Here is a 24,803-nt window from a genome sequence, read left to right as displayed (position 1 = left end):
TAGTATGTTATCAATTCATGATCTAACCAAAGAATACAAAGAATCTAACTTTAAAGTAGTGATTCCTGAAATGCATTTCAAAGAAGGTTCCATTATTGGACTACTAGGGAAAAACGGTGCTGGAAAAACTACTATTTTAGAAATGATAGCTGGATTAATAAACCCTGATAAAGGTCTAATATTAATAAATGATAGTAAGCAAAACTTCTCTTCGATCGGATACATGGAGGACGATCCAATTTTATTTGAAAACTTAACTTGTTTTGAATTGATAAAATACCAATCCATGCTTATAGAACAACCCTTAGAAATTCATCAAATCAATAGTCTGTTGCGTGAATATGGTTTAGAAGAACAAGCTCATCGTCGTTCATCTGCTCTTTCACGAGGAATGAGACAAAGAATATCTTTTATTTTAACCATACTTCATAATCCAAACATCATTCTATTAGATGAGCCTTTTACAGGCCTTGATCCTACAAACATGGCCGACATGAAAAAACATTTAAGAGATTTCAGAGACGACAACAAAATCATTCTGCTCTCCACACATATCATTCAGTTTGCAGCAGACTTATGCGATGAAATTCTTTTTATTGACAATGGGAGTATCGTACACTCAGAAAAAAAATCTTCAGGAGTGACGTTTCATGAAGATCAAATCGAAAAGAAGTTTTTTGAAATATTATCTTAAAAATTTCTCTATTTTTTTAATCCTATTTCTAGGAGGTTTTAGTCTAAGTGTTTTTGCTTCAAAGTTTATAAATAGTATAGATTTTAAAAACAACGTACAGATTGACAGCTATCAAGAAATTTTCATTAATAATCTATCTGTATCCCTCATCATTTTAATATCCGGAATAGTTAGTTTAGGTTTGCTGTCTAGCATTATCATATTTTTAAATGGATTTTTCCTTGGGGCTTTTTTTATATCATATACTTATATATATGGAATTGATATAGCCTTATATTATATTATTTTCCATTCACCTCTAGAAATTGTTGGTTTGTTTCTTTTTTATTTTGTATCGTTCGATATATCAAAACATATTTTACAGTACATACTTGCCAAAGATAGAATTCCTTTTAAAACAAAAGGAAAAACATATTTAAAACAGCTTTTAACAGGGTTGTTTTTGTTGTTTATTGCTTCGATTATTGAATTTTATTTTATAAAAATTTGATATTGAAAAGGATGTTAATATGAAAAAACACATTATATTAGTAAGTCTACTCTCTGGTATTATAGCCTTTATCCTTTCTATATTAAAAATGGATGAAATTAATAAAAATTTACTAGATCTTCAACTTGATGGTAATCAAGATATAATTGAAGTGAGTAAATGGATAGGCATATCACTTGCAGTTATTGGAGAAACATTTAAACCAATAATAGAAGTATTACTTTTTTCATTAGTATTGTTTCTAGGTTTTGTTACACTCGGAATAAATCAACCATATAAGAACATATTTAAAAGAGGGATACTCACTTATTACTGCATTTTAATGGGTAATATTATTGTTATTATTTTATACCTATTGAATGTATCTAATGCCGAGCAAATGATCACACTTCCAATTTTGTGGAATTTAAATATTTTTGTTCTAGTCTCTTTTAGCTTATGGTGCTACTCCTACGTAAAGGACACAGAAAACAGAAATTATAAATTTTACATACCGTTTGTATTATTATTCTTATTTTCTCTAGCTATATCAGCGTTTGCCAGTTTCATTCCACAATAAAAAAAGGCCCATATTGGGCCTTTTTTTAAATCTTTATCACTCGATCTTCTATTGTCTGCTCAATGACATGCCTCATATGTTCTGCGAACTGCTCGAGGTGTGTGTTGATATACATGTGCCCTCCTTCGAAATCAGTACGTTCGATGGCGTTTGCCCATGTTAGCCAGCCGTCTGCGTCTTCCATGCATTTCTTATCTTGCTTTCCGTTCAATAAATAAACGGGTGATTTAATGATTGTTTTGTCTGTGTGCTGGAAGGATTCTAATGCTTGATAGTCGGCACGTAAGGATGGTGTAAAGTAATCCATCATTGGCTTGTTCTCTAACAATTCTTTTGGAATCCCGCCCATTTCAGCGATATGCTGAACAAATGCTTCATTCGATAAATGGGTCAATATTTGTCTTTTTGTTTGCGGTGGCTGAATGGCAGAAATGACAACCGCTGCCGGATCGATGCCTTCCCTTTCTAGCAACTGAGTCAGCCTGTACACCACAAGTCCGCCCATGGAATGTCCGAACAAAATAAATGGACGGTTTAATTTGCCTGTCAGTCCTTCTTTATACAATTCAGCCAGCCGGTCAATGCTTGTTTCAAGCGGCATGAGGTTCGTTCCATGACCCGGAGGCTCTGCTGCTGTCACTTCGGCCATGTCCTTCAGCTGTTCAAAGAGCGGACGGTAAGAGGCGGAATATCCGCCTGCAAAAGGAAAACAAATAAGCTGAATGAGATCTGATTTTTTTTCAAAGGTTTTAAATAATTGGTTCATACGTCCTTACCCCTTTACGATCGTTTCAAGAATCTGCGCAAGTTGATCTGCCTGCGGTCTTTTCATCATGGTCACATGGTCGCCTTTTATTTGATAATACGAGCACGTTTCTCTCGTGTAAGCTTCCCAATCGGCAAATTTCTTCTGGAAATCTGTGGCGTGATCGCTGCTTTGTATAATATAAAACGGCACAGAGAATGGGTCTTTTTCTAATTCAATGGCTTGTGACATGATGGTATTATGAGTCTGCATTTGCAAGTATTTATCTAAATAGTGATCATTCATAAATTGATGAACGACTCCATCCTTTTCTGCTTCTTTGAGGATTTTCTGCTTCACTTCTTGGAAGCTGAGCCCTTGTAATGCTTCTGGTTTGATGCCGACGAGGTTCCCCATACCTAGGACGAGGGCGAGCATTTTCACTTCTTCTTCGTTCATATCGGCATGAAGCGCTTGATCTGCCTCATCTCTTAATACCGGAACCGTATCTAAAATGATCAATCCTTTTGGCGCTTTTCCTGCATGACAGAGTCTCTGATTCATTCCGTAAGCAAGATGTCCGCCCATAGAATGCCCTGCCAAATAATCAATGCCTGGTCGATAGAATGTCTCAATGGCTTCAATAAAAATGGTGACAAGCTCTGTATAATGAAGGAATTGTGGTTCTTCATCCTCATATAAGCCTGGAGACTGCAAGGCGTAAACAGCTCCTTCATGTGTCATGAGCTTGGCCACATCGATATACCCCATCACCGTTCCACCAGCAGGCGGTGCAAAGAAAATTCTCGGTTCAGCCGGATCCCCTTTTTTCAACTCGATTACATAGTCTTTCGGCGCTCTTTCGACAGGCTCGCCTGTTTCTGGCACTGTGTCCAAATATGCCGCTAACTGTGCTGGCGCTGGGTGCATAAAAATCCATTTCGGATCAACACGGACACCTTTTTCTTTTAATTTGGCAACGGCTTGAATACTCATAATGGAATCTCCACCTAAATCAAAGAATGAATCATGAATTCCTACTCGTTTGACACCAAGCACTTCACTGAAAGCTGTCTCAATCAGCTGCTGTGTTTCTGTTGCCGGTTGATCGTCTTCATGTGAGGATGAGACTGCGTCTGTCGGCTCCGGCAAAGCTTTTTGATCGACCTTCCCATTCGTTGTGACGGGAATTGCTTCAAGTACGATAAAGTAACTTGGAATCATATAGCCTGGCAGGCTTTCCTGTAAAAATGCTTTCCATCCGGGAACAGGCTCTCCCCCATCTGTGACAAGGTAGGCTGCCAGCCGTTTTGAGCTGCCGTACGTTTTAGCAATGACGGTACATTCTTTTACTTGTGGATGTTTGAGCAGGGCTGTCTCAATTTCTCCACATTCAATTCGGTAGCCTCTAATTTTGACCAAGTTGTCTTTTCGGCCAAGGTATTCAATACTGCCATCAGACCGCCATTTCCCTAGGTCACCGGAACGATACAGTTTGTCCCCTTTTAATGCCGGGAATGGATTGTCAATAAACCGCTCCTCCGTGCGCTCTGGGTCATGCAAATATCCTTTCGCCAGCCCTGTTCCGCCGATATAAATTTCTCCTTTGACGCCTGTTGGTACTGGATTGAGATGATCATCTAGTATGACAACCGTTGAGTTGGCGACTGGCACACCGATTGGCACTGATCTTGCATCCTCCGGTACGTGTGTGACTTGATAAGTGGTCGCTAATGTTGTGTTTTCTGTTGGACCGTAAGCATTGATCAGCACACCCTTCATATGTGGCAATGCCTTTCGTGCATGCTCACTAGACATGGCTTCTCCGCCAACAAGTAATGTACGATATCCAGCCACACTTTTTGGATCGTGCTCAATCAGCCGGTTGAATAATGCAGTTGGCAAACAGTTGGCTGTGACTTGATGCGTTTTGATTAACCGAGTTAATTCGTCCATATTCAGAGCAGCATATTTCGGGATCAGAACCAGCTGACCGCCACTTAGCAGCATTCCCCATAATTCAAAGGTAAAGGCATCAAATGCATAGTTAGACAGCTGAAGCATTTTATCTTCTGAACCAAGCTCAATATAGTTTGTTTCTTTCACTAAGCGGACCACACCTGCATGAGGAAGCATCACGCCTTTTGGTGTGCCTGTTGAGCCTGAAGTGTAGTTCACATAGGCAAGCTGGTCTTCTCCTACAATCGATTTTTCCCTTTGATACACTGCGCCTGTTTCTGGTAACGGCTTGTCCATTTCAATCTTTGTGCCGCTCAGATCGTCTAAACGATTGATCAGATGCGACTGGGTTAAGATGATATCGCTTTGTGTATCGCGAACGATCAGACCGATGCGGGCATCTGGATACTCAGGTGACATCGGTACATAAGCAGCACCCGACTTGACGATCCCTAGAACTGAGACCATCATATCAAACGAACGATCAAACAGCATCGGGACAAGTGAACCTGGTCCAACGCCTTTTGACTGTAAATAGGCAGCCAGTTTTGTCGCCTTCTCATCTAAATCTTGATACGTCATATGCTCTTCCATATAAGATACAGCAATCCGGTGCGGGTCACGCTGCACTTGTTCTTCAAATAATTCTTGCAGCGTACGCTTTGGATACGGCGTGTCGGTTTGATTTTTTCCTATGATCATGGCATTCTGTTCTGTTTTGTCCATGACGCAAAAGTCAGCAAATGTCCGTTCAGGCTGAGCCGTCATGCCATCTAACAGGTTGAGATAATAATTCATCATACGGTGGATCGTTTCTTGCTCAAATAAATCCGTATTATATTCCACATGGATAGACAGCTTGTCCTCCTGCTCAAATACATGCAAGGTGAGATCAAATTTAGAGACGGTATGATGGACCATCACTTGTTCCGATGTCAGTCCTTTTAGGTTGATATCCAGCGAATCAGTGACATACCCCATGGCGACTTGGAAGATTGGTGAACGACTTAGGTCTCTATCCATTGAAAGGTCATCCACAAGCTTGTCGAATGGATAATGCTGATGCTCAAAGGCTTTTAACGTCATTTCTTTCACCTTTGCCAGTAAATCGACAAAGGTATCGGCTTTTGAAACGTCCTGTCTCAGCGCCAATGTATTGACAAACATGCCGACGAGCTTCTCTGATTGTTCGACATCACGACCAGCGATTGGCGATCCAACAATGACATCTGTTTGTCCAGACAACTTGTGAAGCAGGACATAATAGGCTGACAACATCGTCATAAATAGTGTTGTCCCCTGCTGCCTCGACAAGGCATGTAAACGCCGAACAAGCGGTTCATCTATCACGATTTGCTCTGTAGCTCCATTAAATGTTTGAACCGGCGGACGAGGACGGTCAAACGGGAGCTCTAATACCGGCAACTCTCCTTGTAACGTTTCTAGCCAATAGCTCTGAGCCTCATGGTGGTTCTTTAATTGCTCATTCTCCCAATGAACATAATCGGTCCATTCAATCTCAAGTGCAGGTAACTCAGGCGTTTTCTCTGATAATAGCGCACCATACACGACTTCTAATTCTTGAATAAGCAGGCTGAGCGACCATGCATCGGAAATGATATGATGTTGCGCACAAAGCAAGTAATATTCCTCTTTCCCCATATCAACAATTGTCCACTGCGCAAGCGGTCCCCGTTCTAAGTCATAGATGCGGTTCGCCTCTTGCTGAATCAGCTGTTCCAATCTTCTCGCTCTTGTTTTTTCATTAAATAATGAGAAATTCGCAACGGTTACTGATGGCGGAAGATCTTCACGGATGACTTGAACCGGCTTGCCGCCAATGGTTTGAAATGTTGCGCGAAGTGCTTCATGACGTTTTGTTAAGAGACCGATCGCCTTTGTTAACGTTTGGATGTGTACTTGGCCCATCAGTTTCCAAGCACCTAATATATTGTAATGATGGCTCTTTTCTAATGTAGATAAGAACCAAATTCGCTTTTGAGCATGTGACAGCTCATAGCTTGTTCGTTTTTCCAGCTTTGGAATGCTGGCTTCCTGAATGGCTGGTGCTCCATTGATGTCATCGACCATTTGTGCCAAGTGTGCCAGATTCTTGCTTTCAAATAAGATTTTTAGCGGTGCCTTTATTGAAAACTCATGATTAATACGAGAAATCGTTTGAGTGGCCTTTAATGAATGTCCACCAAGGTCAAAGAATTGATCCTCTTTGTACACACGATCGACTTCTAAAATATCCTCCCATATGGCCGCAAGCACCTGCTCTGTCTTCGTTTCTGGCAATTGCTTTTCAAACGGCTGTGCGTGTTTGTGATGGAACTGTTTGAGGGCTTCGTGATCAATAGAGCCATCTTGTTTTTTCGGTATATCTTCCACTTGCCTGATGTCCCAGTTCCCCTCTATGATGTCTGTGATCTTGTCAGCATCCACTTCTTTGCCTGATTGCACCGTATAGTACAGTTTCTTTTCAAAAAATGGTATTGGTGCTGGTTGAAGATGTTCAGCGATTTCTTGATTCGCCCCATCTAGGCCGATAAATAGATGCGCTTCATTCAGCCGAACACCTAGACATAATGAATGGAGTCCTTGTTTTTTTCCAATCAATTGAAAGCCCTTGCGAACGGTTAGCGCGGCCCCAGTATGCCCCTTAGACAAACCAAGATTATCCCACATGCTGAAATTCAAGGAAATCGCTCTTCTTCCCTCATGATAGGTAAGGGCATGTGCGAGTCCATCTAAAAAGCTGTTTGCCGCAGAATATGCACCAAATGTTGTGCCGCCAAAATAGCCATTCACTGATCCAAAAAAGACGAGTGGAACTGACGGGTCATGCTTGAAGGCTTCTTGCAGCACCCAAGCGCCATCTGCCTTCCCTGAAAGTTCTTTGACGAAATCTTCTTCTGTTGTATGAGCCAATGTGTACGTATCCACATGCTGAAAGTGCTCAGATACATTGCCAGCACCGGCTAAATGAAGCGCTCCTCGGATCGACTGTCCGAAATGCTTTTCTGCTTCATAAATCGCCTGCTCGACGTCACATAAATTCGTCACATCGGCTTGTACATAAAGGACGTCTCCCAGATCTTTAAGTTGTGAGAATGACGCCTCTTTTTCTCTGTCTTCTTCAAGGGATGTCCGTCCAATTAACACGAGCTTCAAGCCAAATTGGAGCATTTGCTTAGACAGTTCAAATCCAATACCGCCAAGCCCGCCAGTCAGCAAGTACAAGCCTTCATATTCTAAAAACCCTTCTGTCTGAGGTGCCGTCATCATATTCACTTTTTCCAGCTTTGGTACGAGGCGCTGGCCATGCCGGTAAGACACTTCTGCTTTCAAATGAATCGCACCTAGTTCGTCCGCAATATGCTTGGCATCCTGTTCCACATTCTCCGCTTCAATATCAAGGTGAGACACTTCTGCCCCTTCCCATTCTTGCGGGATGGTTTTTAATAATCCGGCAAGAGACGTTTTCTCCACATGAAGCTCATCTTGCGGTTTGACCAATTGACCACCTTTTGTGACAACAACGAGACGCATCGGCTCTTTATTTTCTTGTCTCAATGCTTGATACAAATATAAAATGGATTGGCTGGTGCTTGCATTCAGTTCTTTGAACTGCGCAGGGCTCGCAATCATCTCCTTGTCTGACACATTCCACAAGTGGAGCATACGGTCAATTTTTAATTCATCGGCTTCAAGCGCCGCCACAAGCCTGACGTAATCCCCTTTGATTCGAGGGTTCATCTGATACATCCCTTTTGACAGGCGTAAAAATTCATAACCCTTTTTCACAGAAACATAAGGCAGGTTCATTTGTTCAAATTGGGCATAAAGCGATGGATAAAGCCCTTTTTCATCCTCAAATACGAGTACATGATCAGTGGATACCGGCTGAGATGGACCGATATTCTCTTTTACCCAAATACGTTTAAAGAACCAATCTGGGAGGGTTTGTTCATTTTCCGAAGCAAGATCAAGTGCACGTTCAATGTCATGAAACACCCCATCTTTCAGTGCCGCACCTAGTTGAGCACGTTGGATTTTTCCGCTTTCTGTTTTCGGAAATTGGTCTTTTTTCACCGGAATGATATGGTCAGGTTCGATTCCCATTTTGCGAATGATGCTCTCTCTAATCTGCTGAATCATTGTGATTTGATCCTCTATCGAATCCTTCTGCGTGACAAAAAAGACGGCGAGTGTGTCATTACTTGATTCGGGATTGTAAATGCCATACGCAGCGGCAAAGGTGACTTCAACCCCCTCAACCTCTTCCACAACGGCTTCAATTTCGTAATTCAAATAGTTCGCTCCGTTGATGACGATGATGTCCTTTTCCCGCCCTGTGAGGACTAGGCGCCCTTCATGAATAAATCCTAAATCTCCTGTATGAAACCAGCCGTTTTCTGCAAATACTTCTTCATTCGCTTCCTCATTTTGATAGTAGCCCATCATAATCGTTGGACTCTTCACCTGCAAGCGGCCGACTTGATCTTCTGGCAGCACTTGGTGATGCTCGTCTACAATCCGAATCCATACAGAAGGGATTGGTGCACCGACTTCTGTAAAAGTCATCTTGTGCGGATGATCGTGCGTCACATATTGAATCTCACTTGTTAATGAGGTCTGATCAATGGTCAATTGTCCACCCTGATCATCATGACGCATGAATTCTTTTGACTGGACAATGGCTGATGATGTTTCTGACATGCCATAAGCCGGCACCATCGCATGGCGGCTTAATCCGTGCTCACCCATGATGTGCATGAAACGCTGCGTCACTTTAGGAACAACTGCTTCGGCGGCGTTCATGATATAGGTCAAGGTGGAGAGATCCCAGCTCCCTTTGCGAATGTCGTCTTCATATTCATTCATCATCGCAAAGGCAAAGTTTGGTGCCCACGTTCTTGTGACACCGTATCTTTCTACCCAATCCAGCCACACCATCGGCCGTTCGATAAATTGATCAATGGATGGACTAATTTGCTGGCAGCCGAGGTACACATCATGGACATGAAACATGACAATGCCCCCTACATGATCAAGCGGCATCCAGTTCATTGATACATCCTCATGCGTGAAACCATTTGCCTGCTCAAAGGAAATGATTCTAGATAAAATGCTTTGATGGTTGTGCCGGATACACTTTGGCACACCCGTACTTCCTGAGGACAGCAGCTGAAGCACAGGCTCATCCGGCTCTGGCTCATAATGCTGTTCATCTGGGTCACAGGCAAGTAATGTTTCGATTGTTAAAATCGGAATCGCTTTTGATTCAAATGTTTCACGCAGCCCTGCAATGTCCTCAGCACTCGCTTCGTTTGTAATAATGAATGGCTCATTTTGCAGCTGAAACACGCCCTTGAGCTTGTTCACGCCTTGATTCATTTCATCATACACAGGCGGTACAGAAACTGGGGTTGGAATGATTCCACCGAGAATACAGCCCCAGAATACTGTGATAAAATCTTGATGGTCTTTCAATTGAAGCAGCACTTGATCGCCGTTTGAAAGTCCGGCTGCCCTTAATCCAGATAGGACACGTTCCGCTCCTGTGAGCAATTCCGGGTAAGTCTGGATCACCTCATGACCGCCTTCTTTGAGATACGTGACTCCGCGATTTGGTGACATAAAGGCGGCTCGGATCAGTACCTCTGTCAATGTGACTGGTGTACCTGGTTTTCTGATCACATCACCGCCATAAACAAGGGCTGGTGGTTTTTCTTGTGCGGAGGATTGTATGGTTTGGCTGACTTCATCTTTTGAAAACGATTCGTTTCCATTTGTACGCTGTCTATCTGGGAAGAGGTCATCTAAATGATAGGGTGTTTGTTTTTCTGTCTGACTCTCTATCAAAACGGCTGCTTCCTCTACTCCATCTATGGCTTTCGTGCGCTCTTCTATCTTTCTCCGTTCCTCTTCATCTAGTACGTCAATGGCAAGCAGCGCCTCGGTATCGACCGCTCCATTTTCTTTTCGCGGCAAGGAAGGGACGAGGACGAGTGCGGCTGGCACTTCATCAGGATGAAGTGGTCCTTTCATCAAATCCTCTCTTGTCAGCGAAGGGTCCTTCGCCTGTGCAAACAGCACAAGCGATAGGCCTCCTTCTTGATTTTTCTTCGGGATGAGCGCACATTCCTTTAGTGGAAAGTGAAGCATGAAGACTTTCTCTAATGCTTTGAGATCGATTCGTTTTCCATTGATCCTGACAATATGATTTGCTGCATTTCCTTTTCGTCTACTAACTAGCATTCTTCTTCTCCTCCTACATCCAATCCAAAATCTGAATCTTGCTTTCTTCCGTCCAAACGCCGACATCCCCTGTCGGATAAAGGTATTCGCCTGTTTGATGTTTGAATGGATGCGGAATTTTATGCGCCTCCATCCAATCGGCTAGCTCTCCAAAAAGTGCTTTGATCTCTTTGGCGCCGATAAAAATATCTCCAGGAAATCCAATCGGCATGAGCTGATGTTCTTCATTCAGGACATATATTTCCGTTTCATAGGCAGGATCATGTACGCCTGCATAAACTTCTTCTTGGTCTGGGTATAGCACGCTGACATGTGCGTTTTTCGCCCAATCACTGATCATCCGCTCTTTTTCCTCACTTGTCACAATGGTGAAGGAAGATAGCGGCGTATCCACTTGTTCTGTCATGGCTTCAAGTGTGTGAATCAGCTGCTGCATCAGCGTTTGTATTTGCTTTTCTGAATATTGATTCAAGTTGTATGTGATCCGAAGCTCCAGCGTATCTCCCGGCACTGCGACAAGGGTTAAGTCATAATTTGTTTCTTCATGACTGGCAATGTCTAAAATGCGTACGCCATACGGCTCAATGGATTCAATCGGATAGTTTTCAAACACGACAATGCTGTGAAACAATGCCTCACCATTTGGAATTTCCGTCATCTGCTGAATATCTGGCAATACGGTATACTCGTATTCTCTCATCTGAAAAACGGTTTCCTGTGTATAAGCGAGCAATCGCGCTATCGTCCAGTCCGAATGGATCGGTAGACGAAGCGGCAATGTGTTAATAAAGAGCCCTGTCATGCTTTCCACTTCTGGTAAGTCGGCTGGCCGGCCAGATACGGTCACCCCAAATATGACATCCTCTGCGCCCGAATGAAGGTGCAAGAGCAGTCCCCACGCTGATTGAATCAGTGTGCTCATCGTGACCTTCTGCTTGCCAGTCATCTTCTCCAGCTTCTGCTGCATCTCTGGCGTCAATTTGACGCTGGACTGCGCCATGCTTGCTTCTTGGTCTAAAACATGTTCTTCGCCGTCTCCTGGAAGCGGTGTCGCTTCCCCTACGCCTGACATATAACGCTGCCAGAACTCTTGCGCCTTCTCTTGATCCTGCTTTTGTAGCCATTCGATAAAATCTTTATATGGACGGACTGTAGAAAGACTGATCTCTCGGTCGTCCACAAGAGAGCGATACAGCGCAAAGGATTCCTGAATAAAACTGAACAAACTCCAGCCATCGATTAAAATGTGATGAAAACTAAAGACAAACGTGCATCTTTCCTCATCACAACGGAATAAAGCAATCCGAATCAGCGGTTCATCTATATGGTCTAAATGGAAATCCTTTGAACGATCAGATACTAAAAAGTGTTCGATTGTCTCTTCTTGCTCCTCGTCACTCAGGTGGCGCACATCGTGCTGAGTGAGATGGATGCTTCCTTCTGATTGAATGAACTGAACAGGCTCCTTCAGCCCTTCCCAAGCGAATTTTGTTCTCAAAATCGAATGACGTTCTACAAGAAGGTTCCAAGCTTGTTCATAGGCATTGCCATTTGTTAAGCCTTGGAGCGTCATATGCACCTGACCAAAATAAGCTTGTGAGGCTTGATCTAGCAGTGCATGAAACAGCATTCCTTGCTGCATTGGAGACAGCGGATACACATCGACTACATTGTCTGGAAGTTCATCTATTTGCTTTTGCGTGAGCTGAACCATCGGAAAATCAGATGGTGTAAAGCCGCCGCTCGTTTCAACACAATGCGTCAAGATGATCTCCATTTTTTCTTTAAAACGTTCAGGTAACAACCGCACCTCTTGATCTTGCAGCAGTTCACGATTGATCATAAAGTTCATCTGCAACTGACCATCTGTCACATATCCATACACATCGATCAAATGCTGTCTTTCTGCTTTCGGATCGTGAACATGTCCATTTCGTTCGTCTGCTATATAAAGCTTGGCTTCGCCATCTGCCTGATCTAACTGACCGAGGTAATTAAAGCTCATCTGCGGCGTTACCGTTTTGAGTAAACGAGGTTCTGTCATATATTGAAGCAAACCGTAGCCGATTCCCTTTTGCGGCACAGCTCGTAAGGTTTCTTTGACGTCTTTGATTTGTCTTGCAACATCGGTTTGTATAAAAGGAATAAAAATAGGATAAGAGCTTGTAAACCAGCCGACTGTCCGTGACAAATCCATCTGTTCAAATAAATCCTCGCGTCCATGCCCTTCTAACGTGATGAGCATTGGCTTTCCAATGGCTTGCGTGAGTCCTGCTAACAGTAAATCGTTAATCTCTGTTCGGTATGCTTGTGAGGCCTGTCTAAGTAACATATCTGTTTGTTCCTTTGTGAGCTGAACCGACAGGATCTCTGCATGTTCTTCTATATTAGAAAGCGCAGGCAGTTGGAAAGGAGAACCTTCTTCCTCTTGATCCTTGATTTTTTGCCAAAAAGAGGCCTGCGCTTGTAATTGATCTGTTTGTGCATATTCGTATAAGGCATCTGCCCACTGCTTATAGGAGGCGGTTTTTTTCGCAAATAGGATGTCCTGCCCCGTAGCAAGCTGTTTCAATCCATTTAGTACATCTTCTTGTATCATGCGCCATGATATGCCATCCATGACGAGATGGTGTGCAGCAATAAAGAGCTCAGACGTGTCTTCACCTGTATGAAAAAGAATCGCTTTGATCACTTCTCCGCGCTCTAATGACAATGTTCCTTGACAGGCATTTGTCTCCAAGCGGATTTGTTCCCGTGCTTCCTCTTGAGACACATCTGTCACATCAAAGAATGTGACACAAGGTGTGACACCAGGCTCACGAATGGTTTGAATCCATGTGCCATCTGCCTCTTTTGTATATATAGCTCTCAGCATATCGTGATGATCGACCAGTTTTGAAAGAACCTGTGTTAACTGTTCATGTGGAACAGATCGCTTCATTTCAATATGCGCCGAGAGATTCCAATAATCTTGATTGGTCATCGATTGCTCAAAGAACCAAGATTGAATCGGGAGAAGACGAACCTCTCCTGTCACAGGTGATTGATCATAGACCGTAGAGACCTCTGACTTTCTCATCACTTGTGCGAGTTGTGAGATGGTCTGTTTTTCAAATACATCTCTCGGCTGGATGACGTAGCCTTCCTGTGCTAAGCGTGCCACCATTTGTATGACAATAATGGAATCTCCGCCAAGCTCAAAGTAGTTATCATGGACGCCAATAGAAGGAACGCCTAGCAGCTGAGACCACACTTTTTCTAACACACGTTCTTCCTCAGTAGCTGCTTTGTCAATGGCTGTTTCTACTTCTTCTTGTCTCCACTCTGGCGGTGGAAGACGCTTTTGGTCTACCTTGCCATTTGGCGTGAGCGGTAATTCATCCAGCTCTATTAATAGGCTTGGTACCATATAATCTGGCAGAATGTCTTTTAAGTTATGGCGAATGTCTTGCGTGGTCATGCCGCCTTTTTGGACAAAATAACCGATCAATCGCTTATGACCACTCTCATGCTGATGCGGGATAACGGCACATTCTGTGATGTCATCAAATGTCAGCATAGCGGCTTCAATTTCTCCACATTCCACGCGGTGTCCACGAATTTTCACTTGATGATCGATTCTTCCAAGACAGTCAATGATGCCATTTGACAGCCAGCGGCCCATATCGCCTGTTTTATATAAACGCGCTCCTTCTTGGAAAGGATGCGGGATAAATGATGATGCTGTTTTGTCTTCATCTCCAAGGTAACCAAGTGCTAGCCCTGTGCCGCCAACGTAAATTTCGCCGATGACGCCTTGCGGAACTGGCTGCATTTGGTCATCTAATACATAAGCTTGTGAATAAGCAATAGGCTGTCCAATCGGGACCGTCGCCTGATCTTCTTCCAGTGCCCGAATGTGATGCACACAGGAGAATGTTGTATTCTCTGTTGGTCCATAACCATTTAAAAGCCCTTCAGGCAAATATGGTAGTGCTTTTCGGATATGAGCGGCTGATAAGGCATCTCCGCCGATCAATAATGCATGAAGTCCAGATAAAGCTTCTGGATGCTCTTCTGTTAAACGGTTGAACAGCGGCACAGTCAGGAACCCTGTAGTAATCTGATAAGTTTTTAGTGCTTCCGCTAATGTATCCATTGATAAAATGGTATTTCGATCCGTCAGTATGAGCCTTCCCCCGTTTAAAAGGGCACCCCATATTTCATACGTAAATGCATCAAAAGAGAAGCTAGCGATTTGTAAAATGCGCGTTTGTTCATTAAGGGTGACATAGTCTGTTTCACACACAAGCCGGACGACCGCTTGATGCGGGATCAGTACTCCTTTTGGCTGTCCAGTTGACCCCGATGTGTAATTGATATAAGCAAGTCCATCAGGTCTTAGTGCAGCGGGCATGACCTCTGCTTCTGGTAAAAATTCTTCATACCCTTGATCAAGACAAATAAGTTCCGTTTGATGGATGGATACTTTTTTCAGCCATTCATTTTTTGTCAGTAAAAGCTGAATCCCTGTATCTCTCAGCATATAGTCAATGCGGGCATCTGGATATTCAGGATCAATTGGCACATAAGCCCCTCCTGCTTTCACAATGGCCAGCACCCCAAGAATCATTTCAGGCGATCTGTCGATGAGCAGTCCAACTGGTTCATGCGGCGTCACGCCTCGCTGCTGCAAATAGGCTGCTAGACGATCGACTTTCTCGTGTAACTCCTGGTACGTCCACTCATCTCCTTGAAACTCAAGCGCCACTGCATGAGGTGTCTTTTTCACTTGCGCTTCAAATCGTTCCGTCATGAGTAGCGGACCTTTTGGTTGATCAGTCTTTCCGCTCCATTCATAGAGCAATTGATGCTTTTCTTTCTCTGGCAGGAAATTCACTTGTCTGATCGGCTGCGCTGAATTTTCACAAATTCCTTCAAGCAGGTGCTCGTAGTATGCGAGGAATCGCTCCATCGTGTCATCAGAAAATAAATCCGCATGATACTCAAGTTTTAACTGAAGACCTTCAGCTCCTTCAAACACAAACAGAGAGAGATCAAATTTCGCTGTATCATTATCTTCAATGGCTAAAACCGACGTCGCCTCTCCCATTGGAGAAGCTTCAAGCGGTAGGTTTTGCAGAACAAACATGACCTGAAACAGCGGCTGCTTACTGGCATCACGGACAATATTCAATTCATCGACCACCATCTCAAACGGCACATCCTGATGTGCATAAGCACCGACGGTTGTCTCCTTCACTCGCTCTAATAATTCCGTAAAGGCTGGATTCCCGCTATGGTCGATCCGAAGCGCCAATGTATTCACGAAAAAGCCGATTAAATGCTCCATTTCCGTTCGATTTCTCCCAGCAATGACCGAGCCAATGACAAACTCATCCTGTGAAGACAATCGATGTAATAGAGTAGAGAAAGCCGACAGCAAGGTCATATAAAGTGTGCTGTCTGTTTTCTTAGATAGCTCATCAATCTTTTCAGACAGTGACTTCGACAGCTGATATGTTTTCGTCTTCCCTTTGTAGGATTGAACGGCCGGCCGCGGATGATCATACGGCAATACCAAATCTTCAACAGGTGCCGCAAATTGCTCCTTCCAATAGGTAAGCTGCTTATCTAGTGGCTCTCCTGTCAAATACTCCTTCTGCCACAGTGCGTAATCCGCATATTGAATTGGCAGTGCCGGCAAGTGAGGCTCCCGCCCTTCGATCGCCGCTGTATACCACTCAGATAATTCTCTTGCAACAATGCCAATCGACCAGCCATCTGACACGATGTGGTGAATGGACATCAGCAAGATATGCTCTGCGGATGAAAGTCGAATCAGCTTCACTCGAAAGAGCGCTTCGTGTTCTAATTGAAAAGGTGTGGATGCCTCTTCTTTCGCCCATTCAGACGCTTTTTGTTCTTTCTCTTCCTGTGACGCTATGCCTGAAAGGTCCATCACCTCAAGCTCTGGAGGGGCCATCTGTTCATGAATGACCTGTACCGGTTCATCCCCGCTCATCGTAAAGGACGTTCTGAGCGATTCATGTCTTTCCACCATATGATGCAGACTTTCCTGAAGCACCTTGATATCTAAAGGCCCATTCATCCGAAACGAAATCGTATTATTGTATAATGGCAAATCCGGCTCTAATTGATAGAGGAACCACTGTCTTTGCTGGGCATAAGACATCGGAATCTCCTGACCCTTCTCCATTTTTCTCATCGGAATCACTTCATCTGCTTTGGCATTTGAATCGATCCAGTCTGCTAATTCTCCGAGTCTCGTATGTTCAAACAACACAGCAAGCGGCACGTCAAACCCTGTTTTTTGTCTAACCGCAGACAGCATTTGCGTCGCCTTCAGCGAATGGCCTCCTAGTAAAAAGAAATGATCGCCGCAGCTGACATCCGAGACATCGAGCAACTCTGACCAAATGTGTGCGAGCAGTTTCTCCGTTTCTGTGTGAGGTGCTCTGTTGTCTGAATCCATTCCGCTTCCCTCTATTAATTCATGAAAATATGCCTCGTCTGGCGTTCCATCTTCTGTTTCTTTCCAATATTCCTCAGGAAACAAATGTACGGCATATTCACCAGATAGACGGGACTGTAAACACGTATGAATCGATTGATACAGCCGCTCTTCCACCGCCTTTGTTTGATCAGTTTTGAAAAAGACGTAAAAGGTCTGCTCTGTTTGCATCTTCGCATCCGCATGGACCATCTCGTGAATCTCTTTCTTCGATCGATCCAATCCCGCATAAATGAGCGGAGCATCTGTCATCAGACATGCGAGCATCGTTTGGAAGCCTGCCTGCTTTGAAATTGGAAGATAACCTCTTTCTTTTAAAATGCCTTTTATCATGGAGCCTTCACTCATGCCAATCTCGTCCCACATGCTGAAACTAAAGCAATATGGCTTCACTGTAGATGTCAGCTTCTGATAATGAGCAAATTGTTCCACGAACTCATTGGCAGCACAATAGGCGCCGACAGTCATACCGCCCTTTAGCGTTCGGGCTGACGAGCTGGAAAGAAATAAAACATTCCTGCGTTTGGAGGCAGCTTCATGAAGCGCAATCGTTCCATATACCTTCGCTTCGTACATGTCATTCAGAGACACAGATGTCATATCAGCAAGCAGTTCTTCTTGAATGATACCTGCGAAATGAATGATCCCATCCAGCCTTCGATTTCCAGCGACCTCATGTCTAGAGATGATCGCTTCCACCTCTTTTTCAGCTGTGATATCCGCTTTCTCATAAAGAACCGTGCCGCCATGCACTTTTGCCTGCTTCTCTAGGAAAGCCAATGTCTCTTGCTGGTCACTAGAAAGTGCCTCTCTCTCTTTCCTTCCAAGCAACACGAGATGTGCTTGATAAGATGTCAGTAGGTGTTCACTGACTAAACGGCCAATTCCGCCTAGCCCGCCTGTTATGACATAAAGTCCAGATGATTCAAATGGCGGCTCTTTCCTTTTCTGTTCCTTTTCCAAATGAAGAGGTGCTAAAAAGGGAATATAACGAACACCTTGACGATAAGCAGCAACATGACGGTCTTGGTCATGTGTGAGTTCTGCCATAATCGCCATTGCATGAGAATGACTAGATACCGATTCTGCTAGAGAAAAATCAAGACATTGCACCTTGATAAACGGCCATTCATGCTGAACTGCTGTCATCAGTCCGGCTGTCGTTGCTTTTTCTACATCGTGGATGTGATCCTCCGGCATATTCATCGCATGGGCTGAGACAAAAGTGATAGCCACCTGCTCCTCATAGACGGAAATGGCTTTTGTTAAAAATAATGCACTCATGCTGCCCGTTTTCTGCGCTTGTTTCGCCTTGGCCACATAAAGCTTGTCTTCTTGGTTTGTATAGTTCCAAAGGTGAATGATGTGTTTCACCGAAACGCCATACGAACGGAGCGTCTCAAAGAGTTGTTCGTAGTCAGACGGCCGATTCGGGTGGATGATGAAGTGAGTGTGTGTGAGTTGTTTGAACGCTTGACCCGGTTCAACCGTAATGTATGTTTGTTCACTGTTTGCAAAAGATTTCAATTGATCTGCCAGTCCTAATGGATCTGCAAAGATCACAACGTCCCCTATGATCTGCTTGTCAGCTGCATCAAGTGGAGCAGGTATCCACTTCTTTTGATAACTCCAATCAGGCAAGGTATGTTCATTTTCAAGTCTCATGTCCATTTCCATGATCATTTCATCAAATTCGCCTTCTTGCCATCTTGTCTTGAGCTGTGCCCTTTCTATTTTTCCAGAGCTTGTTTTGGGAAATGCATGCTTCTGGACAGGAATGATGCGAGATGCAGACAAGCCCATTTTTGTTGCAATATGGGATTTAATGTGCTGACTTGCCCTCATAATATAAGCCGGCTCATACAGCTTCGGTGTAAAAAAGAGAATCAGTTCATCGGATGCAGAAGCCTCCATTCGGACAGAACAAGCAGCCACAAAGCTCGTTTCTACTCCCGGTACTTCCTCTGCTATGGCTTCAATTTCATAGTTGTGATAGTTTTTCCCGTTGATGATAATCATATCTTTTTCTCTACCGGTTAGTGTCAGCCTTCCTTCGTGCAGGAAACCTAAATCACCCGTGTGAAACCAGCCATCCGCTTGAAATACTTCTTGATTCGCTTCGTCATTCCGGTAATAGCCCTTCATGGTGGTTGGACCTTTTATTTGCACACGGCCAATATGATCTTCTGGAAGAAGCTCATGCTGATGATTGACGATGCGTATCGTGATACCTGGAATCGGTTTGCCCAACTCTGTAAAGCTGACGGTTCCTGTCTCACGTGCTTCTGCTGGTCTTAGCTGCTCTGTCAGCGACGTTTCCTCAAAGGTCAGAACCCCGCTGTTTTCATCTCCACGCTCAATCGCAAAGGAAAACACAACCGCTGATGAGATTTCAGACATGCCGAAAGCCGGTCTGATCACATCTCCCTTTAAGCCGTGCGGAGCAAGCAGGTGTAGAAATCGGTGGATGGTTTTTGGCACGACCGCCTCTGCCCCATTGATCATGCAGGTCATCGCCGACAGATCCCAAGATCCTGATGAAATCTCTTTCTCATAATCATTGATCATCGCAAATGCAAAGTTAGGTGCCCACGTCTTCGTTGCACGGTAGCGGTCCATCCAGTCAAGCCACCGCAGCGGCTGAGCGATAAAGTCATCTGTTCTTGCCCGAATCTGCTCGCAGCCTGTGTACACATTGACAAGGTGGAACATCACGATGCCACCAATATGATCTAAAGGCATCCAGTCTAACGAGACATCCTCTTGTGTAAATTGATTTGCTGCCACTGTTCCTTTGACGTTCGCCAGCACACTTCTATGGGAATGCTCTACACACTTTGGCATCCCTGTACTTCCAGACGTTAAGATAAAGAAGACGGAATCATCCGGCGCGACAGGGTGAGCGGCTGTATCTCTTTCTAATGTCAGCATCGGCTCAACTGCTGCGACACGTAATTGATCTGTATGCCACAGTAAGGCTAACCCTTGCACCTCCTCGATCAGTGAGTCATCTGTTAGGATGAGCGGATGCTCGAGCAGCTTCCAAGCATGATGAAGCTTCTTCACTGCAGCATTCATCTCCCGATAGGTTGGGGCAGCCGACACAAGCGTTGGAACAAATCCGCCTAATACACATGCCCAAAAGGCAGTGACCATGGCATGATTCGATGAGAATTGAAAGAAAACAGGATCGCCTGCCTTAAGCCCCAGTGCCCTTAAAGCAGTCAGAACCCTCTCGGCGTCTCCTTGTAACTGCGCATAAGATTGTGTGAGTTCGTTCTTGCTATTCACGATATACGTAAGCCCATTTGTCGTTTTTGCAGCCTCTGTTAAGACTTCCTGTAAGGTCTGTGCGCCTTGTGTGACGTCGAGATCCCCTCCATAGGAAAGAGCGGGCGGCATATCGGCCAAAGCAGGTACAGCCGTTTGCGTCTGTATCGCTTCCACTGCGGCCTCCTGCTCAATGTGCTTGTCGAGAAATAAATGAGAGAGGTGATACGGCCGCGGTCGAATGGTTTTTTCACGTGAAAAAACAGCGAAGCGTTCGATTTCATTGGTTTGTAAAATGGTTGTCTTTACATCTTGTAAAATCGCATCCATTGATTCATGTCTACTCGTTTGGTTAATGGTTGATGGTTTCATATGAGTTCCTTTCCTTTTTTGTTAGGCAGGACTGCAAGGCTGCATCCTGCCTAATCTAAAGTTTACAAGACTCGTTCTCTATTTGTTTGATTGACAATATGTTTGATCAGCTTTGCATTTTGAGCTGCACATTCTTTCTGTTTGAACATATCAGCATGCCGGCCATAGCCTTGGTATTGGGTAAAAGATCCGGCCGTTGCCTGTGTCCACTCTTCCATCCAGTCCGGGATCGCTATTTGTTCTTCAGATTGGATGAACGTAATATCTGCCTGTATTTTGCCTTGATTCACCCCCTTAACAAACGTTTCATAGTAGGCGCGCGTCTTTTGGGCAAGCGCTTCTTGAACGATCTCCCCTTGAGCAAGCTCGCTTTGTTTCGTTTGATGAACAATCGCTTCAATATCATCATCAATGGATCGTCCTTCTAAATCACTTTCTCCAATTTTCTTATAGGAATCGATCATGATGACCTTCTCGACTGTCCGTCCTACTTGTTCAAGCGCTTGAACAAGCTCAAAGGCGAGGTAACATCCGCCTGAGTACCCCATCAACGTCAGCGGCCCTTTTGGTTGAAGGTGCTGAATATGCTGAACGTACTGCGCCATTCGGTTATTCGTTTCAATAAAATCAAAGGCAATCAACCGAACATCATCAAGCGTTTTTGCTGCTTCCTGATAGATAAAGCCGTAGCCTGGTAATGGCGGAAGAGCAAAGACTGTTGATGTTTGAGATTCATTGAATACAAGATAGCCAGCGGTTTCCCCGTCCTGATGCTGAATATAATGACTAAGCGCTTCAATCGTCGGGGTCTCAAACAACAAATGGATCGGCACCTGAACCTCAAACTCTTTTGATACTTTGGACAAAAGAGACATCGCTTTTAAAGAATGTCCGCCAAGCTCAAAGAAATGGTCATCTGTGCTAATATCCTCTCGTTCAAGTACTTCCCGCCACATCACAAGCAGCTTTTGTTCCACTTCATTTGCGGGCAGTTTCACACGGCGGTTTCCTTGCGGTGCCTCTGGTTTTGGTAGCTGGCGTTTATCAACCTTCCCGTTTGGCGTAAGTGGGAGGTTCTCCAGTTCAATCAGCTCATGAGGCAGCATATAAGCTGGAAGACGCTCTTTCAGCCTTGATTTGATGTCATCGAGTTTGCCTTTCCATGCATCATCACACGTGATGTAGGCAAGCATTCTTGTATGATTTGTTTCATCATGATCCGCTAGGAGTACAGCTTGTTTTACACCTTGATGCATGAGAAGGTTGGCTTCAATTTCTGTCAATTCAATTCGGTGCCCGCGAATTTTCACCTGATCATCGACTCTGCCTGCATACTCAATCAGACCGTCTTCTCGAAAATAGGCTAAATCCCCTGTGCGATACAGGCGCTCACCCGAAGCGAAAGGATGAGGAATAAACACTTGTTTTGTCAGATCAGGACGATTCAAATATCCTTTTGCCAGTCCTTTGCCGCTCAGACAAAGCTCTCCAACCATTCCAATCGGCTGAAGCTGCCTGTGCTCACTCAATATATAAGCGCCCGTCTGGTTGAGCGGCTTCCCAATTGGAATAGAATGTGCCTCTAAAGGGATTGCTTCATCTATTGGATAATACGTGGCAAAAACCGTTGATTCGGTTGGTCCGTATACATTCAACAATCTGCCTTTTCCCATCACATCAAAGGCTTTTCTCACATGCTGAACTGATGCCCTCTCTCCCCCAAACAGCACCTTACGCACACCGCGCATCCAGTCTGTTCCTTCATCAACGAGAAGATGGAATAAAGCGGTTGGGACAAACATGACAGAAATATGCTCTCCTTTTATCAGCTCAGTGAGCTTCCCCATATCTAAAATGGTTTCTTTTTGCGGCAGGACAAGCTTTGCTCCGTTTAAAAGCGCACCATATACATCAAATGTAAAGCCATCAAATACGCTATTTGATAACGACAGCAATGTATCTGTTTCTAAAATGGTTAAGTAATTCGTATTTTTGACCACCCGGGCAATATTGGAATGGGTCGTCATGATGCCTTTTGGCTGTCCGGTTGTTCCAGATGTATACATGATGTATGCCGTATCATCTAAACCAGCTTCAAGTGACAGATTCTCTGAGCTCATCAGTAAAATTTCTTGATCATCTGCAAAAAGATACGTGCCATCAAATGCGAGTGACCTCGTCTGACTGATAAAGGATGAATGAGTCAGTAGATGCGTCGCTCCGCTGTCTTTCAGCATATATTGGATACGGCTTTCTGGATAATCTGGATCAATCGGCACATAGGTGGCACCTGCTTTTAAGACAGCGAGTAAGCTGACAATGAGTTCAGGTGTCCGCTCTGCTAAAATGGCGGTCACCGTTTGATGACCCACCCCATTTTTTTGCAAATGCCTTGCCAGTCGATTGGCTTGTTCGTTCAGCTCCGCATATGTCATCGTGTGATCACCTACTGATAATGCCACTGCATTCGGCTGTTTTCGGACATTATGCTCAAACCACTTTGTCAAATATAGCTGATCATGCTCCAGCTCAGGAGCATTCCATTCCTCTAACATTCGCTGTTTTTCCTGCTTTGTCACAAGTGTCAGTGTATGAACTGACTGATCTGGATGTTTGATGGCCCCTTTGATCAAAAGGGTCAGCTGATCCTTTAATTTACGGACAAATGCAGGGTCAAATGCACGCTGATTAAAGGCCAGCTTCAGCTGCAATTGTTCCCCGGGCGACGCCAGTAAATTGAGATCATAGTTCGATTTTTCATAGACATTCATGTCTTCTACTGTAAAGCCAAGCAGTGACTCCTGCTCGTCTTTCTTTGCAGCAGGGACATTCTCAAACACCACAATATGATCAATGAGCTGCTGCTGACCTGCCTTAGCCTGAATATCATAAATCGGGATATATTGGTGCGGTTCAGCCGCTAAAGACTGCTGCTGCGTTTCTGATAATAGAGAACGGAACGTCATTTGGTCTGTCAGCTGGATTCGTCTTGGAATGACATTGATGAACAACCCCACCATCCGGTCCACACCAGCTAAATCTGCCGGACGTCCTGACACAACCGTTCCAAACAACACATCGTTTGACCGCTGATACCTGCTTAGTAAAATGGACCAAGCCGATTGAAGCGCACTGCTTAACGTGGCATTCTGCTGCAAGGCTAACTCTGATAAAGCAGCTGTTTCTTCTTTACTCATGGCCCATTCGATTTCGCCTAATTCATGCTCATTTGTTTGCTTTCGCTGTTCTTTAAAAGTCGACTGCCCCTCAAAGCCAGCCAAAGATTGCGTCCAATATTCAAGTGAGGCTTGTTTATCTTGTTTTTCCAGCCATTGAATATATTCTTTATACGGCTTGACTGGCTCCAGCCTGTAAGGGATGTCATGCAAAAGTGCATGATAAATCGCAAACAATTCCTGTACAACTAGGCCAAAACACCAGCCATCTAGAAGGATATGGTGATAGCTCCATATCCAGCGATAGCTTGAAGGACCCGTTTGAAAAACGGAGGCCCGCATGAGCAGATCCTTTGAGAGATCAAATCCTCTCAGCTGATCCTTTTGTTTAAAACGATCAATACGTTCAAGCTGTTCACTTTCAGAAAGATCCTGTATGTCCACAACATCAAGCTGGAAAGGTCGATTCTTTAATACAACTTGGACAGGACGCTTCACTTTTTCGTGGAGGAACACGGTACGAAAAATATCGTACCGTTCCACAATGATATTCATGCTTTTCTCAAGCAGATCAGACCGAAGTGTGCCTTTCACGTTCATATCCATTTGTTCTACATAAAAACCTTTTTCTTGATGATGGAGGGTATGAAACAGCATTCCTTCTTGCATCGGTGACAGATAGTACATATCTTGAACTTGATCCCTTTTAAATTGACTCATCTATTTCATTCCTCCTTCCCCTTTTTCATGACTGATC

The 24,803-nt window shown here is 44.2% G+C and carries 7 protein-coding genes; 3 read left to right on the top strand and 4 right to left on the bottom strand.

The features are described 5' to 3' along the window. Nucleotides 1-4 precede the first annotated feature (4 nt). Genes ACNO7B_RS01945 through ACNO7B_RS01935 form a run of 3 tightly spaced genes read left to right on the top strand, consistent with a single transcriptional unit; the run spans nt 5 to nt 1,743 of the window. Nucleotides 5-694, top strand: a complete 690-nt coding sequence (locus tag ACNO7B_RS01945; RefSeq protein ID WP_046342626.1) for an ABC transporter ATP-binding protein — start codon at nt 5-7, stop codon at nt 692-694. Then, entirely contained in the window at nt 651-1,184 is a 534-nt protein-coding gene (locus ACNO7B_RS01940; RefSeq protein WP_046342624.1) for a stage II sporulation protein M, read from the top strand. Before ACNO7B_RS01945 ends, ACNO7B_RS01940 begins: the two co-directional genes overlap by 44 nt. Before the next feature lie 19 nt (nt 1,185-1,203). Beyond that, the gene (locus tag ACNO7B_RS01935) at nt 1,204-1,743 is read left to right on the top strand and encodes a hypothetical protein (RefSeq protein ID WP_254506081.1); all 540 of its coding nucleotides are present in this window, start codon (nt 1,204-1,206) and stop codon (nt 1,741-1,743) included. Nucleotides 1,744-1,768: 25 nt separating this feature from the next. Here ACNO7B_RS01935 and ACNO7B_RS01930 read toward each other — a convergent pair whose 3' ends face one another. From ACNO7B_RS01930 to ACNO7B_RS01915, 4 genes are all read right to left on the bottom strand, one after another. Next, nucleotides 1,769-2,509: a thioesterase II family protein gene (locus ACNO7B_RS01930; RefSeq protein ID WP_417901086.1), complete on the bottom strand. Its 741-nt coding sequence runs from the start codon at nt 2,507-2,509 to the stop codon at nt 1,769-1,771. A 6-nt stretch (nt 2,510-2,515) separates the two neighbouring features. Then, on the bottom strand, nt 2,516-10,714 hold the full coding sequence (locus ACNO7B_RS01925; RefSeq protein ID WP_417901085.1) for an amino acid adenylation domain-containing protein: 8,199 nt from the start codon (nt 10,712-10,714) through the stop codon (nt 2,516-2,518). 13 nt (nt 10,715-10,727) lie between these two features. Continuing rightward, the gene (locus ACNO7B_RS01920) at nt 10,728-20,870 is read right to left on the bottom strand and encodes an amino acid adenylation domain-containing protein (protein ID WP_417901084.1); all 10,143 of its coding nucleotides are present in this window, start codon (nt 20,868-20,870) and stop codon (nt 10,728-10,730) included. A 62-nt stretch (nt 20,871-20,932) separates the two neighbouring features. Then, on the bottom strand, nt 20,933-24,766 hold the full coding sequence (locus ACNO7B_RS01915; protein ID WP_417901083.1) for a non-ribosomal peptide synthetase: 3,834 nt from the start codon (nt 24,764-24,766) through the stop codon (nt 20,933-20,935). Nucleotides 24,767-24,803 lie beyond the last annotated feature (37 nt).

This window comes from Bacillus sp. AK25 (assembly GCF_048270685.1).
In the GTDB taxonomy this organism is placed as follows: domain Bacteria; phylum Bacillota; class Bacilli; order Bacillales; family Bacillaceae; genus Bacillus; species Bacillus altitudinis.
Note: the sequence above shows the minus strand (reverse complement) of the source record. Positions and strands in the feature narration are given on the sequence as shown.